Origin of the sequence: Acidovorax sp. Root267, from assembly GCF_001429215.1 — a bacterium.
GTDB classification, from domain to species: Bacteria; Pseudomonadota; Gammaproteobacteria; order Burkholderiales; family Burkholderiaceae_C; genus Acidovorax; species Acidovorax radicis.
In genome coordinates, this window is the sequence record NZ_LMJC01000012.1 from 601,551 (window position 1) to 620,134 (window position 18,584).

The window sequence follows — 18,584 nt, forward strand, 5'->3', positions numbered from 1 at the left end:
AAGGAAAAAGAACGCGGGTTGTTGTCCTGCACGACACGGGACACAAGCCGTTGCCCGCAGCGACGAATGAATCAGAAAGAAAAATCAAGCCTCGCGGCGCTGGCGCAGGCCCAGTGCGGCCAATAGCCCGGCCAGCAGCACCAGGCCCCATTCGCCGAGCGTGGGCACTGCCGTGGGCGCCGCGGGCGGCGTGGCGGCAAGCGTCCAGACGCCGCCCGTGTTGGTGTCGTGCCAACTGGAGTACACGTCGCCCACATAGGTCGTGCCACACATGATGGCGCCTTGCGTTGTGGACACGGGCACGGTCTGGCACTCCGCGTTGTGGCTACCGCCAAGATGGATGTTCATCTGGTCGAGATGATCGCCCACTGCGTGAGGGGCAGATGCTTGCCAGCGCTGAACGATCACGCCGAACTCAAGGATTCCTCCGGTGGTGGTGGCCATGACGCTCACCAGCGTCACCTGCGGGTCGCTGCTGGAGTAGGTGGTCAATCCGTCGGAGAACGAGAACGAAGTGACCTGCGCTGTGATGTCGGTGAAATTGAGATTGCCTGGCAGAGGCGCCGCTGTGGTGAACGAGCCTGCCTGCGCCATGGCAGTGGTGTAGGTACCGCAGTTGCCAAAGCCTGGAATGCAGTTGGTGTAGTTGTGCAGATTGGTGGCGCTGTAGGGCGGGCCTGCATAGGTATAGGTGGCCGCCCAGGCGCTGGCCTGGACGAAAAGCGCGGCCAGCAGGAGAAGAGTTTTTTTCATTGTGTTGGAGTTTTTGTATAAAAAAGTCTTAAAGCAACGTGTACCAAGCGCGGGCAGCTATCTTTTGAGGAGTAACTCTCGCCGCCCGCGCAAGGCGATGCCGAGCAGGCCGGCGGCCGTCAGCAACAAGGCAAAAGGGTTGTCCACCGGCACGGCCTGTACAGCGCCCGCAGGCAACGCGCCTACGTTTGCCCAACTGGTGTTGCCGTCGATGCTGCCGAACCCCTCCCAGGCGGTGCATCGGTCTTCGACATCGACCGCCAGGCATATCACGTTGTGGTACGCGCCGGAGTTGGTGTTGACCGCGTCCAGCCGCATGTTGGCGCCGCCGTGCGGGCCGGGGGCCTGCCAGCGCATGACGATCATCGACAGCGCCGTCAATTGGCCTGTGGCATCGGTGGAGGCCCTTACCTGGTACCCCGTCACCTGCGGGTCACCCAGGGTATAGGTGGTAACCCCGTCGAACACCGTGTACGCAAGGATGTTGCCGCCCGGAAGAAGAACATCGCTATTGACCAAGTTGGGCGCCAGCGGCACGGCCGTGGTGAAGGTGGCCGTCGGGGCCATGGCAGCGGTGAAGTTGGCGCAGCTGCCTCCGCCGCAGGGCGCCGTGTAGTTGTGCAGGCTGGCGGGGGCGTAGCCGTTGTTGGTGTAGCTGTAGGTGGCGGCCCAGACACCTGCGTGGGCAAAGGTGGCCAGGGCCAGGAGGGCAAGGTGTTTTCGCATGGGGCGGTGAGTGGATGTGTTGGGAAAAATGGCAGAAAAACCGCCCCCGCGCTTGTCCATCAAGCACAAAAAGCTATGTTTTTAGGAGCAATTTAGCGTCTGCCGTCCAGTCTATGGATTCCCCCGGCGCGGCGCCCCACCCCTGAGGGTGGGATGGCGGGGGGCTGGTTTTGCGCGCTGGCGCAACTGTTCGCTGGCTTGCTACCTCGGGGGATGCTGAGTACAGGAAGATTTGTGGCTGCACCCATCCCTAGGGGTGGGGCGCTGGGGGACTGGGCTTCCTAAACTGATTCGAGTGAAACAGTCGGATTCAAGAGCCATGAAAACTCCCCAAATAGCCAGCAGATGGATGCAAAAGGCGAAACGTGCTGCCGCTGGCATCGCTGCAGCCGCCGCTTTCTGCGCAATAGCGTTGCCAGCGCAAGCGGCCAATATCTATGGCCCGCCCGATTTGCAGGCCAATAGCGCCAGCAATGCCCCCAACGTTTCGACTGCCGCAGTGAGCGCGGACTTCAACAACGATGGCTACCCCGACCTAGCGGTTCTCAACAGCGAAACCGACCAGCTTCTCATTTACCTAGGCACCCCCATTGGCGGCCTGGCGTTGAAGCATGATTTCAATAATCTGGTGTTCGGTCTGCAAAAAGCCAACGGTATCTCCGCTGGCGACATCGATGGAGATGGCAAGATTGATTTGGTGATTACCGACAATCTGGGCGTATCCGTATTGAAGGGCTCAGGCAACAGCAATGGGGACTTCAGCGCTTTTGTTCCGCAGCGGCCAGGGCTTGCGGATGCGAGTGATTATGGTGCTTCAAACCCCATGCTCGCCGACTTGAACCATGACGGAAGATTGGACATCGTTGTCGCTGTGTACGATCCCGGAAATTTCGGTGGAACCTCTTATTTTGAGGTTTTGCAGAATATCGGTTTCGGTAATTTCCTTCTGGTGGGGCAGCACGAGGTGACCTACAGCGGACTGTCCATGAATAAATCTGTGCGAGAAGCACAGGTGGCCGATATTGACGGGGATGGGGAGCCCGACCTGGTTTTTTCAGACGCCGTCAGCGGGGGAACGGTTTCATGGCTGAAAGGGGCGGGCAACGGATCGTTTGCGCCCCAAGCGCAGATTCTTGGCGCGGGAGGTAGTGTCGGCAATATTGGCGATATTGAAGTCGCTGATATCGATGGAGATGGCAAACTCGATTTGCTCATGCAGAACATTTACGGCCAGGGGGTGTGGCTGGCCAAAGGCGTTGGCAACGGCATATTCTTGCCTTCCACCAAGCTTTTCACCACGGGGGTTTCCAACGGTGGTGGCCGTGACATGGGGCGAGTCATCGTGGCCGATGTGAATGGTGACGGCCGGCTGGACGTAATCTCGGATGGTTATGTGGGGTTGCAGCAAGCCAACCACAGCTTTGTATTGAATGAGCATATTGGCTATTCGGTCACGCGCATGCTCGCTGCCATTGATCTCAACCGCGATGGCCGCGCCGATCTCGTGACCTCAGGCCCGGGGGCCGGGAAAATTGCTGTTTTCGAGACCATTGCCCTCGCTGCTTCGTCCATCGCGACGACCGGCACGCCGCAGAGCACGGTGTTCAACACCCCTTTTGCGCAACCCCTGTCGATCAAGGTGCTCGACAGCAATGGCGTGGGCGTGCCGGGCTTGGCGGTGAGTATTACCCCGGTGAACCCCGGCCCCAGCCTGCCCATCGCGTCCACTGGCTCGGGCACCACCAATGCGCAAGGTGTCTTTAGCTATACCCCGGTTGCCAATGGCGTGATGGGTTGTTATCAGATGAAGGGATTCATCACCAGCCTGGGCAATGTGCCACTCTTCAATTTGTGCAATACCAACACGGACAGTCTGGCGGTCACGGCAGGCAACAACCAGATCACCCTGGTCAACACGGCCTTTGGCACACCGCTGCAAGTGCGGGTGACCGATGCGTCGAACAATCCGAAGGCCGGTGTCACGGTAACGTTCGGCGGCCCCAGCGTACCGTCGCGCGTGGTGCTGTCGTCGTCCACCGCAGTGACGGATGCGAACGGGTTCGCGGCGGTCTCGGCCACCGCCACGGGCAAGTCTGGCGCCTACAGTGTCAGTGCCACGGCGCCTGGCACCACCGGCGTCTCGATCAAGCTGTCGAACTCCGCGCCGGCCGGCGCCGCCGCCGCCATTGCCTTTGACGTGTCCACGCCGCAATGGACGTACGTCACCAAGCCGTTCTCGGCACCTGTCACGGCGCACGTGCAGGACTTTTTTGGCAACCCGGTGCAAGGCGCAACGGTTGTTTTTGCCATCACGACCGATCCGGTATCGGGTGCCACGGCGAGCTTCTCCACACTGACGGCGGTGACCAATGCTGCGGGCAACGCACAGGTGAGCGGGACGGCCAACGGGTTTGTCGGCACCTACTCGGTGAAGGCCAGCGTGCAAGGCAGTTCGTTGGTCAGCCCCCAAAACCGCGTGCTGAGAAACGTGGCGGATCTGCCCAAGTTCATGACCACGGTGAGCGGTACCCCCCAAAGCACGCCGATCAATACCACCTTTGCCCAGAAACTGCGCGTGAAAGTCACTGGCTGGGACGGCAGCAGCACGCCGCAAGTGCGTGTCTATTTCACGACCGCTGGCGGGGTGGTGCTGTCTGCCGAAAGCGCGCTGGCCGATGCCAATGGTTTCGCGGAAGTCACGGCCACCGCTAGCGCCGCGGTGGGCTTGCACCAGGTCAGCGCCGTGGTGTACGACACCGTGCTGGAGCAACCTGTCACGCAGACGTTTGACTTGACGAACACCGCGGGAGCCATCCCGCCTGGCGGGGGCGGCGACCCTGTGTCGGTGCCCATGAACAGTCCGCTGGCACTGATGGGCCTGTCGTTGGCCATGCTGGCCTTCGTCCGGCGCCGCATGCGGCGATAACCCGTCCAGGGGGCCACCACTGAGGGCCGCAGGCGTCCACAGTGGTGTCCGCCTTGCTGTTCTTCAACGTGCGCAGGCGCTCGCGCCAGTGTGGGTGCCGGTGGCCAGGGCGAGGAGTGCGAGAAGTTTGTTCACGGCGTGTCTGGGCGGGTGCCTGCGATTCACACCGTTGAAATTTCCATCGTCCTTGCGTTACGCTGCTGCCAGGTGCTGCATGGATGCGCGCACCTGCCACGCCCTACCTCCATGTCTCTTTCTCGCACGCAGCAGCACGCCCTCGCCCGCCTGCAGCACATGGCCTGCCTGGATTTCACCGGCCCCCAGCTCATCGAGCTCGTGCTGCACGAACTGCACCAGCTGATCGGCTTCGATACGGGCGTGTACTTTCACCCCGATGCCGACGGAGTGCTGGATGCGTACATCGAGCCGTCGCCCGCGCGCGAGTGGATGCACCGCTATTTCGATCCCCAAATGATGGTGCAAGAGCTCAAGCTGGTGCGCTACAGCCTGCACGACTTCGCCGCCGCCGTGCGCCATGAGCATGGGGTGCTGGCGATGGAGCAGATCCTCCAAGTCTCCCGCCATGAATTCATTCGCAGCGATTTCTACAACGAGCTGGCGCGGCCTTCGGAGTGGCAGGATTTTCTGAGCCTGGTGCTGCGCACGCCGCAGGGTCGCGGCTTGGGCTCGCTCAAGCTGTGCCGCAAGCCCGGCGCGCCGCGCTTTGTGTCCGGGGAGATCGCCCTGCTGGAACAGCTCGCACCGTGGCTGGCGCGTGCGTTGCAGCCCGGTGAGATGGATGCGCAGGGCAGTGTGGTGCAAGACAGCGCCATGCTGGTCGCCACGGCGGAGGGCAGGCTACTGTGGACGTCGCCCCAGGCGGATCGGCTGATGGCGTTGGCCTTTGGCCTGCGCTGGTACCGCCGCAGTGAGCTGCCGCCTGCGCTGCGCTTTTTATTGGAACGCATGCGATCGGTGGGGGAGGGCAACACGGACTGGGGCCAGGCGCCCGAGCTGCCGCAACTGGACCTGAACAATGCCAGCGGTTGGTTTTCTCTGCGCGCCACGCAGATGGCCGCTGCGGCGGGATCCGGGGAAGGTGGCAGCCACAACGACCGGGTGGTGGGCATCCACATCACACAGCGTGTGGCGCGTGTAGCGCACCTTCTGCCCACGCTGCGCGCGCTGGGCTTGCCGCAGCGCCAGCATGAGCTGGCCTACTGGCTGGTGCGTGGCGTACCCGAGGACCAGATCGCCAAGCGCATGGGCATCAGCGCCAACACGGCCACCTACCACCGGCGACAGATCTATACGCGGCTGGGCGTGCAGAGCCGCAAGGAGCTGCAGGCGTATTTGCAGACGTAGCAGCGACAAAACCCCTCGTCATTTGGCAAGGGCTTGCCGCTTGCTACAGTGGCCGCCGCCGGGCAAAGCGCACTACCGTCACGCCCGCGCGGGCCTGCCGCACCGAGGGCATCACGAGCACGCAGTTGTCATAGGGCGTGGCCACGGGCACACCATCGTTGTCTCCGATCACCGTGCCGGCCTTCTCGAAGACCTCCAGCCCGGTGTATGGCGCCACGAAGCGGAAGGCGCTGCTGGTGGCGACCACGGGGCCGGTCACTTCCAGCGCCCACTGGCGGGGCGCATCGGGCAGGCACCAGTCGGGCAACTGCTGCGCCAAGGCCTCGGCGCTGAGCACGCCGGACTGCGCGAGGAAACGCACACACTGGTCCTGCGCCACCGCGCGGCTTGCGGGGTCACCGTGGAAGCCGCATTCGATGAGCAGGGAGCGGGTGTCCCCACCCTCGGCGTCCAGCCAACCGAAGCGGCCGTAGTCGCGCATGCGAACGCCGTCCTTGTGGCCTGCGTCCACCACGACGTGTTCGGGCGAGCGCATGGCACGCGCCAGCTCCAGGTTGCGCGGCTGAGTGCCGGTGAGCAGCAGCGGTGCCGAGGGCTCGTGCATGGAGTGGATGTCGAGCAGCCAGTCTGCGCGGGCCACAAAAGGGCGCAACGCGGCGGCCCGGCGGCGCTCAGCCGTGTCGGCCGCGTCGATGCGCTCGTCCAGCCACTGGCGGTTGAGGTCTTCGTCGGTGAAGCGCGAGGCGTCGTGGCTGCTGGCGTCGAAGCGGTCAAACGCTTCAAGGTTGCAGAACGCGAGGGTGAGCGTGCCCTGCTGCGGGCGCACGCCGGCCTCCAGCAGGCCTTTGAGCGCCCAGGCGCCGCACAGCTCGTTGCCGTGCACCAGCGCGCTGATCATCGCGTGGCGCCCGGGCAGGCCCGAGTCGAAGTGCCACACGCCTTCGGTGCCGGTGTTGCCGGCACGCCAGGCGCTGATGTCGGGCGCAGGCAGTTTGAAGGTGAGCGGTGGCACCATGCTGCGGTGAAGGTCGTCGTTGCGGTTCATTCTTCGATCTTGGCGAATTCGACGATCTTCTTGTACTTGGCCACTTCGGCAGCCAGGTACTGGTCGATGTTCACGTTGGTGGCCGCGACGGTGGAGCCGGTGGCTTCCATCTTCTTGCGGACGTCGGGCGACTGCAGGCTGTCGTTCAGGGCCTTCTTCACCTTGTCGAACACCGGCTTGGGCAGATTCGCAGGCGCCATGAGGGCAAACCACACGCCGATGTCCACGTTCTTGTACTGCGCGGTTTCGGCCAGGGCGGGGATGTCAGGGGTGGCGGCCGAGCGTTTGGCTTCGGTGGTGCCCAGGGCGATCACCTTGCCGCTCTTGATGTGCGGCAGGCCGCTGGAGAGCACGAACACGCCGTATTCCAGGTTGTTGCCCATGAGGTCGTTGGTCAGCGGCGCTATGCCGCGGTAGGGGATGTGGGTCATGAACAGCTTGCCCTGTTCCTTGACCATCTCGCCCGCGAGATGCAGCGAGGTGCCCACGCCCGAGCTGCCATAGCTGAACTTGCCGGGGTTCTTGGAGACCTTCTGCGTGAACTCGGCAAGGTTCTTCACGCCCGCGCCGGTGGACGCCACCAGCACCAGCGGCTGCGAGGCGATCAGGCCGATGGCGGTGAAGTCCTTCACGTCGTACTTCACCTTCTTGGTCACCAGCTTGTTGATGGCGATCTCGTTGCTGGCACCCACGAGCAGGGTGTAGCCGTCCGGCGCGCTGCTGGCCACCTTCTGCGCGCCGATGGCGCCACCGGCGCCGCCGATGTTCTCGATCACCACCGGTACGCCCAGTTTGTTGCCCAGCTCGGTCGCCACGGTGCGCGCGGTCAGGTCGGTGCTGCCGCCCGGGGGGTAGCCCACAACGATGGTGATGGGCTTGGAGGGATAGGCGGCATCTTGCGCCATGGCCGCAGGGGCAACCAGGGCGGCCAGACCGCACAACAGGGCGGCGCGGCGTGGCAAGGGGTGGGTGGTTCGCATGGGGGCTCCGGGTGGGGGTTCTTGTGGTGGAACCATTGTGAAAAGGCGGGCCGGTGTCTGTGGTGCTGAACTGGCACCAGTTTGTGCCAAAGTGGTTCGTCCCCTTCGGGCAAACCCGGGGTGTCAGCGCTGGGCCAGGGCTTTCCACAGTGCCTCGGCCAGCGGGCCCAGGCGGCGCTTGGGGCGGTACAGGCGTACGTCAAAACGCACTTCCATGCGCGCATCACCCGCCGGCGCGAGGCGCTTGGCCAGGCAGTCCGCATGCACCATGGACCAGGGCAACCAGGCCACGCCCAGGCCCTTTTGCACGTATTCGTAGTGTGCGTCTGCCGAATCGCACTCCACCACGCGCTGAAGCCGGGGCGCATTCGGGTTGTGTGCCAGATGGTCTTCCACCAGCCGCCCCAGAGCGAGCTGGGGCGCATAGGCCAGGTAAGGCACCGGCAGGTGGTCCTGCCCGAAGCGGTGCAGCGCCTGACCCTGTGCCGTCGCCCGCGAGATGGGCACCAGCCGGTCGGACGCCACGGTTACATGCATGAACTGGCGCGCATCCAGCCGCACCGCCAGTGCCGGGTGGTGGTAGACCAGCGAGAAGTCGGCCTCATTGCGTTCCAGCAGTGCGACGGTGTCGGCCAGTGCCCGGGTGCGGATGCACAGTTCGCCGCCCTGCAAAATGGGCTGCAGGCGCACCAGCCAGTCGGCCACCACGGTGCGTGCCAGCGTGCGGCCGGTGGCGAGCGTCACCGTGCGGGCCTGCCGGCCGGCCAGGCTTTGCAGCTCCTCGTGCGACTGCGCCAAATTGCGCGCCAGCTGTCCCGCCGTCTCCAGAAAGCTCAGTCCTGCGGGTGTGAGGGTGACCGGGCCACCGGCGCGTTCGACCAGCGGCGTGCCTGCCCAGGCTTCCAGCGCGCGGATGCGGCGGCCGAAGGCCGGGTGCGTGACATGCCGCAGTTCGGCGGCGCGGGTGAAGCTGCGCTCCTGCGCCAACACGATGAAATCTTCTAGCCACTTGAGCTGCATGGTGGCGATCCAGGTGCCGCAGCGTTGGGGGCTGAAGGTGCCGTCGGCGAGGGTCAGCGCACGCGGGCTGCTTCGAGCACGGCGCGGGTGCGCTGCGCCTCGGTGCGCGCTGCCGTAGCAAAGTCGTCGCCCTTCGAGGCGTAAAGGATGGAGCGCGAGGAGTTCACGATGATCGGACCGCCATCGCGCAGCCCGGCGCGCACGGTGGCTGCGGCGTCGCCGCCCTGAGCGCCCACACCCGGGATCAGCAGCGGCAGCGTGGGCGCAATGGCGCGCACGCGCTCGATTTCCTGCGGGTAGGTGGCGCCCACCACCAGGCCGAGCTGGCCGTTTTTGTTCCAGGGCCCTTGCGCCAGGCGTGCCACGTGTTCGTACATCAGCGGCTGGCCTTCGACGCTGGCCAGGCGCTGGGTCTGCAGGTCGTCGCCGCCCGGGTTGGAGGTGCGGCACAGCAGGAAGGCGCCCTTACCGTGGTAGGCCAGGTAGGGCTCGATGGAGTCGAAGCCCATGAACGGCGACAGCGTGACGGCATCGGCACCGTAGCGCTCGAAGGCCTCCTTGGCGTACTGCTCGGCCGTGGAGCCGATGTCGCCGCGCTTGGCGTCCAGGATCACCGGTACGTGTGGCGCATTGGCACGTATGTGCTGCATCAGGCGCTCGAGCTGGTCTTCGGCGCTGTGCGCGGCGAAGTAGGCGATCTGGGGCTTGAAGGCACACACCAGGTCGGCCGTGGCGTCCACGATGGCGGCGCAAAAGTCATAGATCTTGTGCGGGTCGCCCTGCATCCCGGCAGGAAACCGCGTCGGTTCCGGGTCCAGGCCCACGCACAGCAGGGAGTTGTTTTGCGCCGTGGCGTCGCGCAGCATGTCGGTGAAGGTCATGGGCGTGATTTTAGGTGGGGTGGCATGCACCGCCGCGTGGTTCTGCGGCTGTCGAGGCGGTTGAGAACGCGTGAGCGTACGTCCCCCGGCATTCCGCAGGCAACAAAAAAGGCCGTCGAAACGGCCTTTTTGGGGTTTTGCTCGGGGGTGGGCCAGCGTCCAGCCTATTCCCTCAGTCTCAGCGCGGTACCGCCAGCAGGCGTTGCACGTCACGGTCGTTGGGCAGTGCGTAGTCGTAGCCACGGATGATGCGGCTGTCTTCGGTGCGCACAAGCTTCAGGCTTACGTAGGTGTAGTTGGCTGCAGCCGAGTACGTGCCCACGAGCACCAGCGAGGCGTTGTGGCTGCGTGCAATGTCTTTGATTTCACGCGACAGCAACAACTCGCCAGCACCTTCGCGCACGAACACGTCGCCGCGCAGCTTGATTTCCTTGACGTTGAAGCCACCACTGGCCATGTGCGAGGCATATTGCTCGGACAGGGTGCGGCCCAGAGGGGCCGAGCGGCTCAGGTCGTTCACGTTGACCACCGTGGCAACCAGGACAGGGCCGCTGCCGATGGTGCTCATGTCGAAGCCAGCGGTCAGCTTGGCCACGGCATCCTGGCTGCTGGTCAGGAACTGGTTGCTGGCAGCTTCCTGGTACGTGGGTTCCGTGCGCACGGGCGCGCCGTTGTTGGCGCAGCCAGCCAGCAGGGCCGCTGCGGCCAGCGCGGTCAGAAGTGCTGTGGATTTCATTGCGAAACTACCTTCATGTTGACGTTCCTATAGGACGGACGCATGAACAGGGGCGTGTCCGCATTTTCCAGGTAGTACACGTCGGTCTTGCGCACCACGTACTGGCCGCCACGCGTCACGGTGGTGGTCAGGATCATTTCGGTGTTGGTCGGGCCGCCCGAGTTGATGCTGGCGCCGTAGTCGGCCAGCGAGGTCAGGCCCAGCGTGGCCAGCAGCTGCAGGTCCAGGTGTTCATGGCGCAGGCCATAGCCGGCCATCAGGCCCGCTGCAATCATGGTGAACTGGCCGGGAATGAAGTGGGGGCGTGGGCTGTTGTGGCGGACGATCTGCGTGTTGTAGGTCACGTTGAGCGTTTGGCCGGGGTCTTGCAGCACAGGGGCGCCGCTTTGGACCAGCTTGGTGATCAGGAAATCGCGGAACGCGAGGTCAAACGAGCTGGGGTTGGGTGGCAGCGCCACATGCAGCTGCGTACCTGGTGCCACACCGGACTTGTCGAGCGTGCTGAGGGTTTGCGCCACCACATCGTTCGAGACCAGCTCCCAGTGGCCCGCAGAGCGGACCTTGGGTTGTACGGTCAGCTCAAAGTTCTCCGCCAGGGGAATGGGCGAACGATAAGCACATCCCGCCAAAGTAGCCACAGCGCCAGCGAGTACCGCCAAGCTGACTGCCTTTGAAAATTTCATGATTCCCTCCTACGGACTTTGAGAGGCGGGGACATGAACAGATACATCCCACGCGATTGAAAAATAATTCTGGGCGCGATACTCAACAAAAACAAGAAAAAAATGAGGTAACTGCGCCCAGACACACGCAATTCGTTGTTTTTGGTCACAGATTGGCGTGCTTGCTTACGCGCGGCTGCATTTGCTTGTGTTCGCGTGTGTAACAGATTTCAAGCGATGGTAACGAAGCGTTTTTCGAGAATCTCGAACGCAGGAAGTGTTCTGCCTTCCAGCACTTCCAGAAACGCGCCGCCGCCCGTGGAGATGTAGCCCACCTGTTTCTCGATGCCATATTTGGCGATGGCCGCCAGGGTGTCGCCACCGCCCGCGATGCTGAAGGCGGGCGATTCGGCAATGGCTTTCGCAATTTCGCGGGTGCCGTTTTCGAAGGCCGCGAATTCAAATACGCCCACTGGGCCGTTCCAAACAATGGTGCCGGCGGATTTGAGTTGGGTGGCCAGGCGTGCGGCGGTTTCGGGGCCGATGTCGAGGATCAGGTCGTCCTCGGCCACTTCGGTGGCGGCCTTGACGGTGGCCGGGGCGTCGGCCGCAAAGGCCTTGGCGGTGACCACGTCGGTCGGGATCGGCACTTCGGCGCCGCGCGCCTTCATCGCGGCGATCACGGCACGCGCCTCGTCCAGCAGGTCGGGTTCGGCCAGGCTTTTGCCGATGGGCAGGCCCGCCGCCAGCATGAAGGTGTTGGCAATGCCGCCGCCCACGATGAGCTGGTCCACCTTGTCGGCCAGGCTCTTGAGGATGGTGAGCTTGGTCGAGACCTTGGAGCCCGCCACGATGGCTGCCAGTGGGCGCTGAGGATGGGCCAGGGCCTTGGTCAGGGCGTCGATCTCGGCCGACAGCAGCGGGCCGGCGCAGGCGATGGGGGCAAACTGCGCGATGCCATAGGTCGTGCCTTCGGCGCGGTGGGCGGTGCCAAAGGCATCGTTCACGAAGATGTCGCACAGCGCGGCCAGCTTGCGGGCCAGGTCTTCCTTGTTCTTCTTTTCGCCCACATTCAGGCGGCAGTTCTCCAGCAGCACGACCTGGCCGGGGGCGACGGTGACGCCATCCACCCAGTTCGAGACCAGCGGCACCTCGCGGCCCAGAAGCTCTGCCAGGCGCTTGGCCACGGGGGCCAGCGAGTCTTCGGGCTTGAATTCACCTTCGGTTGGGCGACCGAGGTGGCTGGTCACCATGACGGCAGCCCCTGCGTCCAGAGCCAGGCGGATGCAGGGAATCGATGCGCGGATGCGGGTGTCTTCGGTGATGCGGCCAGCATCGTCCTGGGGTACGTTCAGGTCGGCGCGGATGAAGACGCGCTGGCCTTGGGCCTTGCCTTGGGCGCACAGATCGGAAAAGCGGAGGATGTTCATGGAGTGGTTAGCTTGGTGAGGGCACGTGGATCAGCGCCGCCATTTTAGTGATCGAAGCCCATGCCGCTCCCGTGCCCATGCCAGTGCACCCGTGGAACTGGCTTTGCCAGGCCACCGGGTGCGTCCCCCTCCGGGGGGAAGGCGCCAAAGGCGACTCAGGGGGGCTTCACCGCCTACCAGCCCCAGCCGATGTGCAGTGGCAGGTACACCACCATGCCGACGACGATGGTGCCCAGGATGCCGCGCTGCCAGAAGTAGTAGGCGGCTGCGCACACCACCGCAGGGAGTCGGGCATCCATGAAGGTGTCAATCAGTTCGCCCTTCGTCATGAGCATCTCGGGCGCAATGACTGCAGCCAGTGCTGCCAGCGGTGCGTACTTGAGCCCACGCTTGAGCCAGTCGGGCAGCGGCAATTCGCGTTCGGGAATCATGAAGAACGAGCGCGACACCACGGTGATCACGGCCAGGCCGAAGATGGCGATGGCGGGTTCGATCCAGGACCAGTGGTTCATGGATGACGCTCCTCGCGCAGTGGCACGACATCGCCCGCCTCGACCTGCTCGCGCTCTTCGGGCGGCAGCACACTGTCCGCAGGCAGCAGGACCAGTTCGGGTTTGTGGCGGCGGCGGTCCACCGCCTCCATCAGCAGGCCGGCGGCGACAGCGGCGGCAATGGCCACCAGGATGTTGAGCTTGAGCGGCAATGCAAAGGCGGCAATCGCGGCCGTGGCGGCGACACCGGTGGCCAGCCAGGTGGCCCGGTCGAACAGCAGCGACAGCAGCACACCCAGCAGTGCCAGCACGCCCGCAAACCCCAGGCCCCACGACAGCGGCACGGCGTTGGCCAGCAGGATGCCTGCGATGGAAGGCACCTGCCAGGCCAGCCAGTTGGTGGTGGCCGCGCCCCAGAAATAGGGCACCTGCTCGGGCTGGGGACGTGGCTCGGGGAAGCGCTTCATGAAGGCCACGTAGATCACGTCGCCGCTGAAATAGCCCACGGCCAGGCGCTGGCGCAGCGGCAGATGCACGAAGTAGCTGCGCCACATGCTGCTGAAGATCACGAAGCGCAGGTTCACGCAGCTGGCCGTCAGCCAGACCACCCACAGCGGTGCACCCACGGCCATCAGGGGGATGACGGCCAGCTGCGCGCTGCCGGCATACACCACCAGCGACATGAAGATGGCGATGCCGACCGGCAGGCCACTTTTGACCATGACGACCCCGGTCACCAGGCCCCACGCCCCGATGCCCACGGCCGTGCCCGCCATGTCGATGGCGGCCACTCGAAAGGAAGGGTGGCGCAGCGTGCTGCCTATCGCGGCCCTGCGGCTCATGCCGGTGTCGCCGTCGTGGGGGGCGGGGCGCCCAGCACCATGCCGGGTCGGAGGTCGAAGCCCCGCAGGAAGTCCGCCGCCGCCAGCCGCTTGCCGCCCGCGCGCTGCAAGGTGGTCAGTCGCAACGCGCCCTCGCCGCAGGCGACCACTACTCCCTCGCTGTCTACAGATAAAATTTGGCCGTAGCGCTTATCTGTATTTGATTTATTGCTATCAATTTCGTAGTTCCATATCTTGATCGTTTCCCCGGCGCACTCGGTGCTGGCCCCGGGGAAGGGATCGAACGCCCGGATGCGCTGGCCGATCACCCTGGCGGGCAGCGACCAGTCGATGGTGCTCTCTGCCTTCTCGATCTTGTGGGCATAGGCGATGCCCTCGGTGGGCTGGGGTACAGCCTTCAGCCCTCCACAAGCCGCCAGCTCCAGCGCCTCCACGATCATGCGGCCCCCGAGGAGGGCCAGCCGGTCGTGCAGGGCGGCGGTCGTGTCTGTGGGGGCGATGGCCAGCCGTTCCATCAGCAGCATGGCGCCGGTGTCCAGGCCGGCGTCCATCTGCATGATGGTGACGCCGGTTTCGGCATCCCCGGACTCAATGGCACGGTGGATGGGGGCGGCGCCGCGCCAGCGCGGCAGCAGGCTGGCGTGGATGTTGAGACATCCCTGGGCCGGGAGATCCAGCACCCACTGCGGCAGGATGAGCCCATAGGCAGCCACCACCATCACATCGGCCTGCGCGGACCGCAGCGCATCGCGCGCGGCGGTTGCGTCATCGGGATACTTGCCATCCAGGCGCAGGCTGCGCGGCTGCGCGACGGGGATGCCGTGCTCCAGCGCGCATTGCTTGACGGGGGATGCCTGAAGCTTCATGCCGCGCCCGGCGGGGCGGTCGGGCTGGGTCAGAACCAGGGGCACCGTGAATCCTGCGGCCAGCAGCCGCTCCAGCGCCACACGGGCAAATTCAGGCGTACCGGCAAAAATGACTCTCATGAAACAGATGTTGGGAGGTAAGTGCGCATTCAGTCGCGCGTGTTGTCAAAGTTGGGAAGCTCGTCCGTGAACATCACCAGCCGCACCACCCCCTGGGGGTCCAGGTGAACGTGGGCAAGGCGCGGGTCGGAGTTCTGGCGGAAGCGGTAGGTCCAGATGTCGCCCTCAAAACGTGCCACGCGCTCCACGCGCAAGGGGGGGCCGAAGGTGCGTTGCACATCGGCGGCAGTCCATACACCCACGGGAATGTTCTCAAAGCGCGTCTGCGTCAGCACCTGCTCGTTGCGCACCAGCCTGCCGCTGGCGTCGAAATCGAGGGTGTAGGCCGCAAACCCTGCGGGGAGTTCGGAGTACAGCAGACGCTCGCCGCTTGACAGGGGGACGGTGGCGGTGGGCGGCCCCAGCCGGGCAACCACCTCGGCGCGCAGGGCGCCGGGCTCTTCGCGGGCAGGCAGCGCACAGCCCGCCAGTTGAACGACCAGCGCCAGAAGCGCCAGCACTCCGCCACCCCTCAGGGTGCAGAGCGCCGGGCGCATCACTCGCGGGCCCCCCGCTGCTGCTTGATCATCTTGGTCTTGATGCGGTTGCGCTTGAGCGGAGAGAGGTACTCCACAAACACCTTGCCCATCAGGTGGTCCATCTCGTGCTGAATGCACACCGCCAGCAGCCCATCGGCCTCGATGACGCGGGACTGGCCCTGCGCGTCCAATGCCCGCACGTGCACGGCATCGAAACGCTCGACACCGTCGTAGATGCCGGGCACTGAGAGGCAGCCTTCGTCATTGAGGTGCTTTTCGGCACTGGTCCAGACAAGTTCGGGATTGATCAGCACCAGCGGTTGGTCGCGCTCTTCAGAGACATCGATGACCACAAGCCGCTCGTGCACATCCACCTGGGTGGCAGCCAGGCCAATGCCATGGGCGTCGTACATGGTGGCCAGCATGTCGGAGACCAACGTCCGGATGCGGTCGTCCACTGCCTGGATGGGGTGTGCAACCTTATGAAGCCGGGGGTCCGGGTAACAGAGAATGGGGAGGATTGCCATGAAAGCTGCCAAGAGATGTCGCTATTTTCGCCACTTTTAAGGCCTGCTGCAGCGCTCCAGGCCAATAATCGTTGCCGAATCAAGGGCTTGAGCAGAGAATCTAAGAAGCTTTGTAACGTATTTGCCCGGCCGCGCGGTTGCTCCGTGCACCGAGGTGCCAGCGAGGGGGCGTTTCCCAATGCATGAGAAAAGGAACAACATGACAGCATTCACCAGCGTGCGGCGGACCGCCCTGGGCGCGCTCACCATCATCGCTGGCGCTTTGCTGGTCGCACCGGCTCAGGCCCAGAACCATTCCGTCTCCAGTGGCCAGCGCGCCACGGCGCAGCAGGTTTCTGAGCGCGGTATCCCCCTTTCAGAGCTGGCGCCCAATGCGCCCGACACCTACACGGTTCAGCGTGGCGACACGCTGTGGGGTATTGCGGGCCTGTACCTCAAGCGTCCCTGGCGCTGGCCTGAACTGTGGGGCATGAACCTCAAGGCCATTGCGAACCCCCACCTGATTTATCCCGGTCAGACGCTCTATCTGGACAAGGATGGCGGTTATGCCCGCCTGCGGACCACGCCACCCGGCGTTTCCGAGTCCGAGCCACAGACGGTGCGCGTGTCTCCCCGCACCCGCAGCGACAGCCTGGCCAGTACCGCGCTTCCCACGCTCAAGTCTCACCTGATCGAGCCCTTCCTTGTGGAGCCCCTGGTGGTGGATGCCCAAGTGCTCCAGCGGGCACCCCGCATCGTGGCCACTACCGAGGACCGCGTGCTGATGGCCAGTGGTGACCGCGCCTATGTGCGCGGTGACGCTTCGGCACCCGTCCGCGCCGAGCCAGGCGAACCACGCTTCTTCCGTGTCTTCCGCGATGCGGTAGCCATGAAGGATCCGGTGACGGGCGAAATCCTCGGGTACGAAGCGCAGTACCTGGGCAAGGCAGAGCTGGTGCGGGGCGAGTCTTTTGAAGACATTCCCAATGGCAAGGGCGGCTATGTTTCCGAATATGTGCCTGCCACCGTGGATCTGTCCGGCACCAAGGAGGAGATTCGCGCAGGGGACCGCATCCTGCCCGCGCCTGCCCGGGTCTTTACCAGCTACACCCCCCGTGCGCCCCATATCGATGTGGATGCGCGGGTCGTCTCCATCTATGGCAGCTTCTCGGCGGCTTATGCCGCACAGAACCAGGTGGTTGCGATCAACATGGGTGCGCAGGACGGCATCGAGCCAGGCCACGTCCTGTCGTTGCTGACCAAGGGTGACCGCATCAAGGATGTGACCGGCGATGCGAAGACCACGATCAAGCTGCCCAGCGAGAGCAACGGTACCGCCATGGTGTTCCGCACCTTCGACCGCGTCTCGTATGCACTGATTCTGGAAATCCGCAGTGGCGTGCGCGTGGGCGATCGCCTGATCAATCCTCAGGAATAACTGCGAGGGCCTGCCTTGGCCGCGCAGCCGCCTGCGGGCGGCTGGGTGGCTTGGCTGGCGCTGCCGCTGTTTCCTCCAAGAACCGCCACCATGGACCGCGAAGAGTTGGGTGCTTGGCTGCGCCTCACCCTTTCCCCGGGTGTGGGAAATGGCGCGGCGCGGCGTCTGCTGACACGCTTTGGCCTGCCCCAGGAAATTTTCCGGCAGCCCGAATCGGCCTTGCAGCACTGTGTGACATTGGCCCAAGCCAAGGCGCTGTGCACCGTGCCCAGCACCTGGGAAGCGTTGCTGGAGGCCACCTGGCAATGGCTGGAGGGTGCAGATTTGCAGGGGCCTGCCCGTGCGGTGGTCACTCTGGGTGATGCTCGGTATCCGCCGTCGCTTCTCGACACCGAAGACCCGCCGCTGCTCATGTACCTGATGGGGCCAGCCCAGTTGCTTGCGCAAAACCCGTTTCCCACGGACCGGTGCCTTGCGGTCGTCGGAAGCCGCAACCCGACCGCGCAAGGCGCGGAAAACGCGCGGCTCTTCTCCCGAACCTTGCGCGGGGCGGGCTTCACCATTGTCTCGGGGCTCGCACTGGGGGTGGATGCTGCCGCCCATGAGGGCGCGCTGGACGTGCCCACTGGCCCGACGGTGGAGGTTGCACCTGCCACCATTGCTGTGGTGGGCACAGGGCTGGACCGTGTCTACCCTCGCAAGAACCTGGACCTCGCCCACCGCATCGCTGCCCATGGGCTGCTGGTCAGCGAGTACCCCTTGGGCACACCACCGCTGGCGGCCAATTTTCCCAAGCGCAACCGCATCATCTCCGGCCTCTCTCAAGGCACCCTCGTGGTAGAGGCGGCATTGGCATCGGGGTCGCTGATCACCGCCCGAATGGCGGCTGAGCAGGGCCGTGAGGTCTTCGCCATCCCCGGCTCCATTCACGCGCCGCAATCGCGGGGTTGCCATGCGCTCATACGCCAGGGCGCCAAGCTGGTGGAATCCGCGCAGGATGTGCTGGAGGAATTGCGCATGCCTCCCGCTCCGATGGGCGACAGGCGCTCGGCAGATTCTGGGGCTGCCGCGCCTGTCGGCGAACCCATGGCCACCCGAGAGGCCGAAAGCCCCCTACTGCAGGCGTTGGGCTTTGACCCCATGGGTGTCGATGCGCTGGTGGCCCGCACGGGCCTGGACGCCGCGTCGCTGCAGGTGGAATTGCTGGAGCTGGAACTGGATGGCCAAGTGGCGCGTTTGCCCGGTGGCCTGTACCAGCGGCTGGGAAGCGCCTGACGCT

18 protein-coding genes are annotated in these 18,584 nt (G+C 64.6%); 4 read left to right on the forward strand and 14 right to left on the reverse strand.

Annotated features, from left to right (window positions below; all coding sequences use genetic code 11):
• Positions 1–84 precede the first annotated feature (84 nt).
• Positions 85–753, reverse strand: coding sequence for an IPTL-CTERM sorting domain-containing protein (locus tag ASE39_RS12240; RefSeq protein WP_010464646.1), 669 nt, complete (start codon positions 751–753; stop codon positions 85–87).
• A 57-nt stretch (positions 754–810) separates the two neighbouring features.
• The gene (locus tag ASE39_RS12245; protein WP_139019209.1) at positions 811–1,479 is read right to left on the reverse strand and encodes a hypothetical protein; all 669 of its coding nucleotides are present in this window, start codon (positions 1,477–1,479) and stop codon (positions 811–813) included.
• 319 nt (positions 1,480–1,798) lie between these two features.
• Here ASE39_RS12245 and ASE39_RS12250 point away from each other — a divergent pair, with 319 nt between their 5' ends.
• Positions 1,799–4,405 carry an FG-GAP-like repeat-containing protein gene (locus ASE39_RS12250; protein WP_081474668.1) on the forward strand — a complete coding sequence of 869 codons (2,607 nt, stop codon included), beginning with the start codon at positions 1,799–1,801 and terminating at the stop codon, positions 4,403–4,405.
• 246 nt (positions 4,406–4,651) lie between these two features.
• A complete protein-coding gene (locus tag ASE39_RS12255; protein WP_029414158.1) occupies positions 4,652–5,770 on the forward strand; it encodes a LuxR C-terminal-related transcriptional regulator in 1,119 nt (372 codons plus the stop codon).
• Between the two features lie 43 nt (positions 5,771–5,813).
• On the opposite strand, the gene ASE39_RS12260 is transcribed toward ASE39_RS12255, so the two are convergent.
• The 12 genes from ASE39_RS12260 to def form a co-directional block, all read right to left on the reverse strand.
• Positions 5,814–6,815, reverse strand: a complete 1,002-nt coding sequence (locus ASE39_RS12260; RefSeq protein WP_199864272.1) for a succinylglutamate desuccinylase/aspartoacylase family protein — start codon at positions 6,813–6,815, stop codon at positions 5,814–5,816.
• The gene (locus ASE39_RS12265; RefSeq protein WP_057271296.1) at positions 6,812–7,795 is read right to left on the reverse strand and encodes a tripartite tricarboxylate transporter substrate-binding protein; all 984 of its coding nucleotides are present in this window, start codon (positions 7,793–7,795) and stop codon (positions 6,812–6,814) included. The genes ASE39_RS12260 and ASE39_RS12265 overlap by 4 nt, the downstream gene beginning before the upstream one ends.
• A 123-nt stretch (positions 7,796–7,918) precedes the next feature.
• The gene (locus ASE39_RS12270) at positions 7,919–8,815 is read right to left on the reverse strand and encodes a LysR family transcriptional regulator (protein ID WP_010464635.1); all 897 of its coding nucleotides are present in this window, start codon (positions 8,813–8,815) and stop codon (positions 7,919–7,921) included.
• Positions 8,816–8,868: 53 nt separating this feature from the next.
• A complete protein-coding gene (gene pyrF / locus ASE39_RS12275; RefSeq protein WP_010464634.1) occupies positions 8,869–9,696 on the reverse strand; it encodes an orotidine-5'-phosphate decarboxylase in 828 nt (275 codons plus the stop codon).
• Between the two features lie 178 nt (positions 9,697–9,874).
• The gene (locus tag ASE39_RS12280) at positions 9,875–10,432 is read right to left on the reverse strand and encodes a FlgO family outer membrane protein (RefSeq protein WP_010464633.1); all 558 of its coding nucleotides are present in this window, start codon (positions 10,430–10,432) and stop codon (positions 9,875–9,877) included.
• Entirely contained in the window at positions 10,429–11,115 is a 687-nt protein-coding gene (locus tag ASE39_RS12285; RefSeq protein WP_010464632.1) for a hypothetical protein, read from the reverse strand. The genes ASE39_RS12280 and ASE39_RS12285 overlap by 4 nt, the downstream gene beginning before the upstream one ends.
• 209 nt (positions 11,116–11,324) lie before the next feature.
• Positions 11,325–12,524: a phosphoglycerate kinase gene (locus ASE39_RS12290; protein WP_010464631.1), complete on the reverse strand. Its 1,200-nt coding sequence runs from the start codon at positions 12,522–12,524 to the stop codon at positions 11,325–11,327.
• A gap of 173 nt (positions 12,525–12,697) precedes the next feature.
• Positions 12,698–13,036 (reverse strand): AzlD domain-containing protein, encoded by a 339-nt coding sequence (locus ASE39_RS12295; protein ID WP_010464630.1) that lies wholly within the window; start codon positions 13,034–13,036, stop codon positions 12,698–12,700.
• A complete protein-coding gene (locus tag ASE39_RS12300; protein WP_010464629.1) occupies positions 13,033–13,857 on the reverse strand; it encodes an AzlC family ABC transporter permease in 825 nt (274 codons plus the stop codon). Before ASE39_RS12300 ends, ASE39_RS12295 begins: the two co-directional genes overlap by 4 nt.
• Positions 13,854–14,843 (reverse strand): methionyl-tRNA formyltransferase, encoded by a 990-nt coding sequence (gene fmt, locus ASE39_RS12305; RefSeq protein ID WP_057271297.1) that lies wholly within the window; start codon positions 14,841–14,843, stop codon positions 13,854–13,856. The genes ASE39_RS12300 and fmt overlap by 4 nt, the downstream gene beginning before the upstream one ends.
• A 29-nt stretch (positions 14,844–14,872) precedes the next feature.
• A complete protein-coding gene (locus ASE39_RS12310; protein ID WP_057271298.1) occupies positions 14,873–15,379 on the reverse strand; it encodes a hypothetical protein in 507 nt (168 codons plus the stop codon).
• Positions 15,379–15,888, reverse strand: a complete 510-nt coding sequence (def, locus tag ASE39_RS12315; protein ID WP_010464622.1) for a peptide deformylase — start codon at positions 15,886–15,888, stop codon at positions 15,379–15,381. Before def ends, ASE39_RS12310 begins: the two co-directional genes overlap by 1 nt.
• Before the next feature lie 199 nt (positions 15,889–16,087).
• On the opposite strand from def, the gene ASE39_RS12320 reads away from it, so the two are divergent.
• Complete coding sequence (locus ASE39_RS12320) at positions 16,088–17,305, forward strand: LysM peptidoglycan-binding domain-containing protein (RefSeq protein WP_010464621.1); 1,218 nt, start codon at positions 16,088–16,090, stop codon at positions 17,303–17,305.
• Positions 17,306–17,395: 90 nt separating this feature from the next.
• A complete protein-coding gene (dprA, locus tag ASE39_RS12325) occupies positions 17,396–18,580 on the forward strand; it encodes a DNA-processing protein DprA (RefSeq protein ID WP_057227563.1) in 1,185 nt (394 codons plus the stop codon).
• The last annotated feature ends 4 nt before the right edge of the window (positions 18,581–18,584 follow it).

Coding starts and splice junctions, on each gene's coding strand:
- ASE39_RS12240 (WP_010464646.1), bottom strand. CDS start 753: ATGAAAAAAACTCTTCTCCTGCTGGCCGCGCTTTTCGTCCAGGCCAGC.
- ASE39_RS12245 (WP_139019209.1), bottom strand. CDS start 1,479: ATGCGAAAACACCTTGCCCTCCTGGCCCTGGCCACCTTTGCCCACGCA.
- ASE39_RS12250 (WP_081474668.1), top strand. CDS start 1,799: ATGAAAACTCCCCAAATAGCCAGCAGATGGATGCAAAAGGCGAAACGT.
- ASE39_RS12255 (WP_029414158.1), top strand. CDS start 4,652: ATGTCTCTTTCTCGCACGCAGCAGCACGCCCTCGCCCGCCTGCAGCAC.
- ASE39_RS12260 (WP_199864272.1), bottom strand. CDS start 6,815: ATGAACCGCAACGACGACCTTCACCGCAGCATGGTGCCACCGCTCACC.
- ASE39_RS12265 (WP_057271296.1), bottom strand. CDS start 7,795: ATGCGAACCACCCACCCCTTGCCACGCCGCGCCGCCCTGTTGTGCGGT.
- ASE39_RS12270 (WP_010464635.1), bottom strand. CDS start 8,815: ATGCAGCTCAAGTGGCTAGAAGATTTCATCGTGTTGGCGCAGGAGCGC.
- pyrF (WP_010464634.1), bottom strand. CDS start 9,696: ATGACCTTCACCGACATGCTGCGCGACGCCACGGCGCAAAACAACTCC.
- ASE39_RS12280 (WP_010464633.1), bottom strand. CDS start 10,432: ATGAAATCCACAGCACTTCTGACCGCGCTGGCCGCAGCGGCCCTGCTG.
- ASE39_RS12285 (WP_010464632.1), bottom strand. CDS start 11,115: ATGAAATTTTCAAAGGCAGTCAGCTTGGCGGTACTCGCTGGCGCTGTG.
- ASE39_RS12290 (WP_010464631.1), bottom strand. CDS start 12,524: ATGAACATCCTCCGCTTTTCCGATCTGTGCGCCCAAGGCAAGGCCCAA.
- ASE39_RS12295 (WP_010464630.1), bottom strand. CDS start 13,036: ATGAACCACTGGTCCTGGATCGAACCCGCCATCGCCATCTTCGGCCTG.
- ASE39_RS12300 (WP_010464629.1), bottom strand. CDS start 13,857: ATGAGCCGCAGGGCCGCGATAGGCAGCACGCTGCGCCACCCTTCCTTT.
- fmt (WP_057271297.1), bottom strand. CDS start 14,843: ATGAGAGTCATTTTTGCCGGTACGCCTGAATTTGCCCGTGTGGCGCTG.
- ASE39_RS12310 (WP_057271298.1), bottom strand. CDS start 15,379: ATGCGCCCGGCGCTCTGCACCCTGAGGGGTGGCGGAGTGCTGGCGCTT.
- def (WP_010464622.1), bottom strand. CDS start 15,888: ATGGCAATCCTCCCCATTCTCTGTTACCCGGACCCCCGGCTTCATAAG.
- ASE39_RS12320 (WP_010464621.1), top strand. CDS start 16,088: ATGACAGCATTCACCAGCGTGCGGCGGACCGCCCTGGGCGCGCTCACC.
- dprA (WP_057227563.1), top strand. CDS start 17,396: ATGGACCGCGAAGAGTTGGGTGCTTGGCTGCGCCTCACCCTTTCCCCG.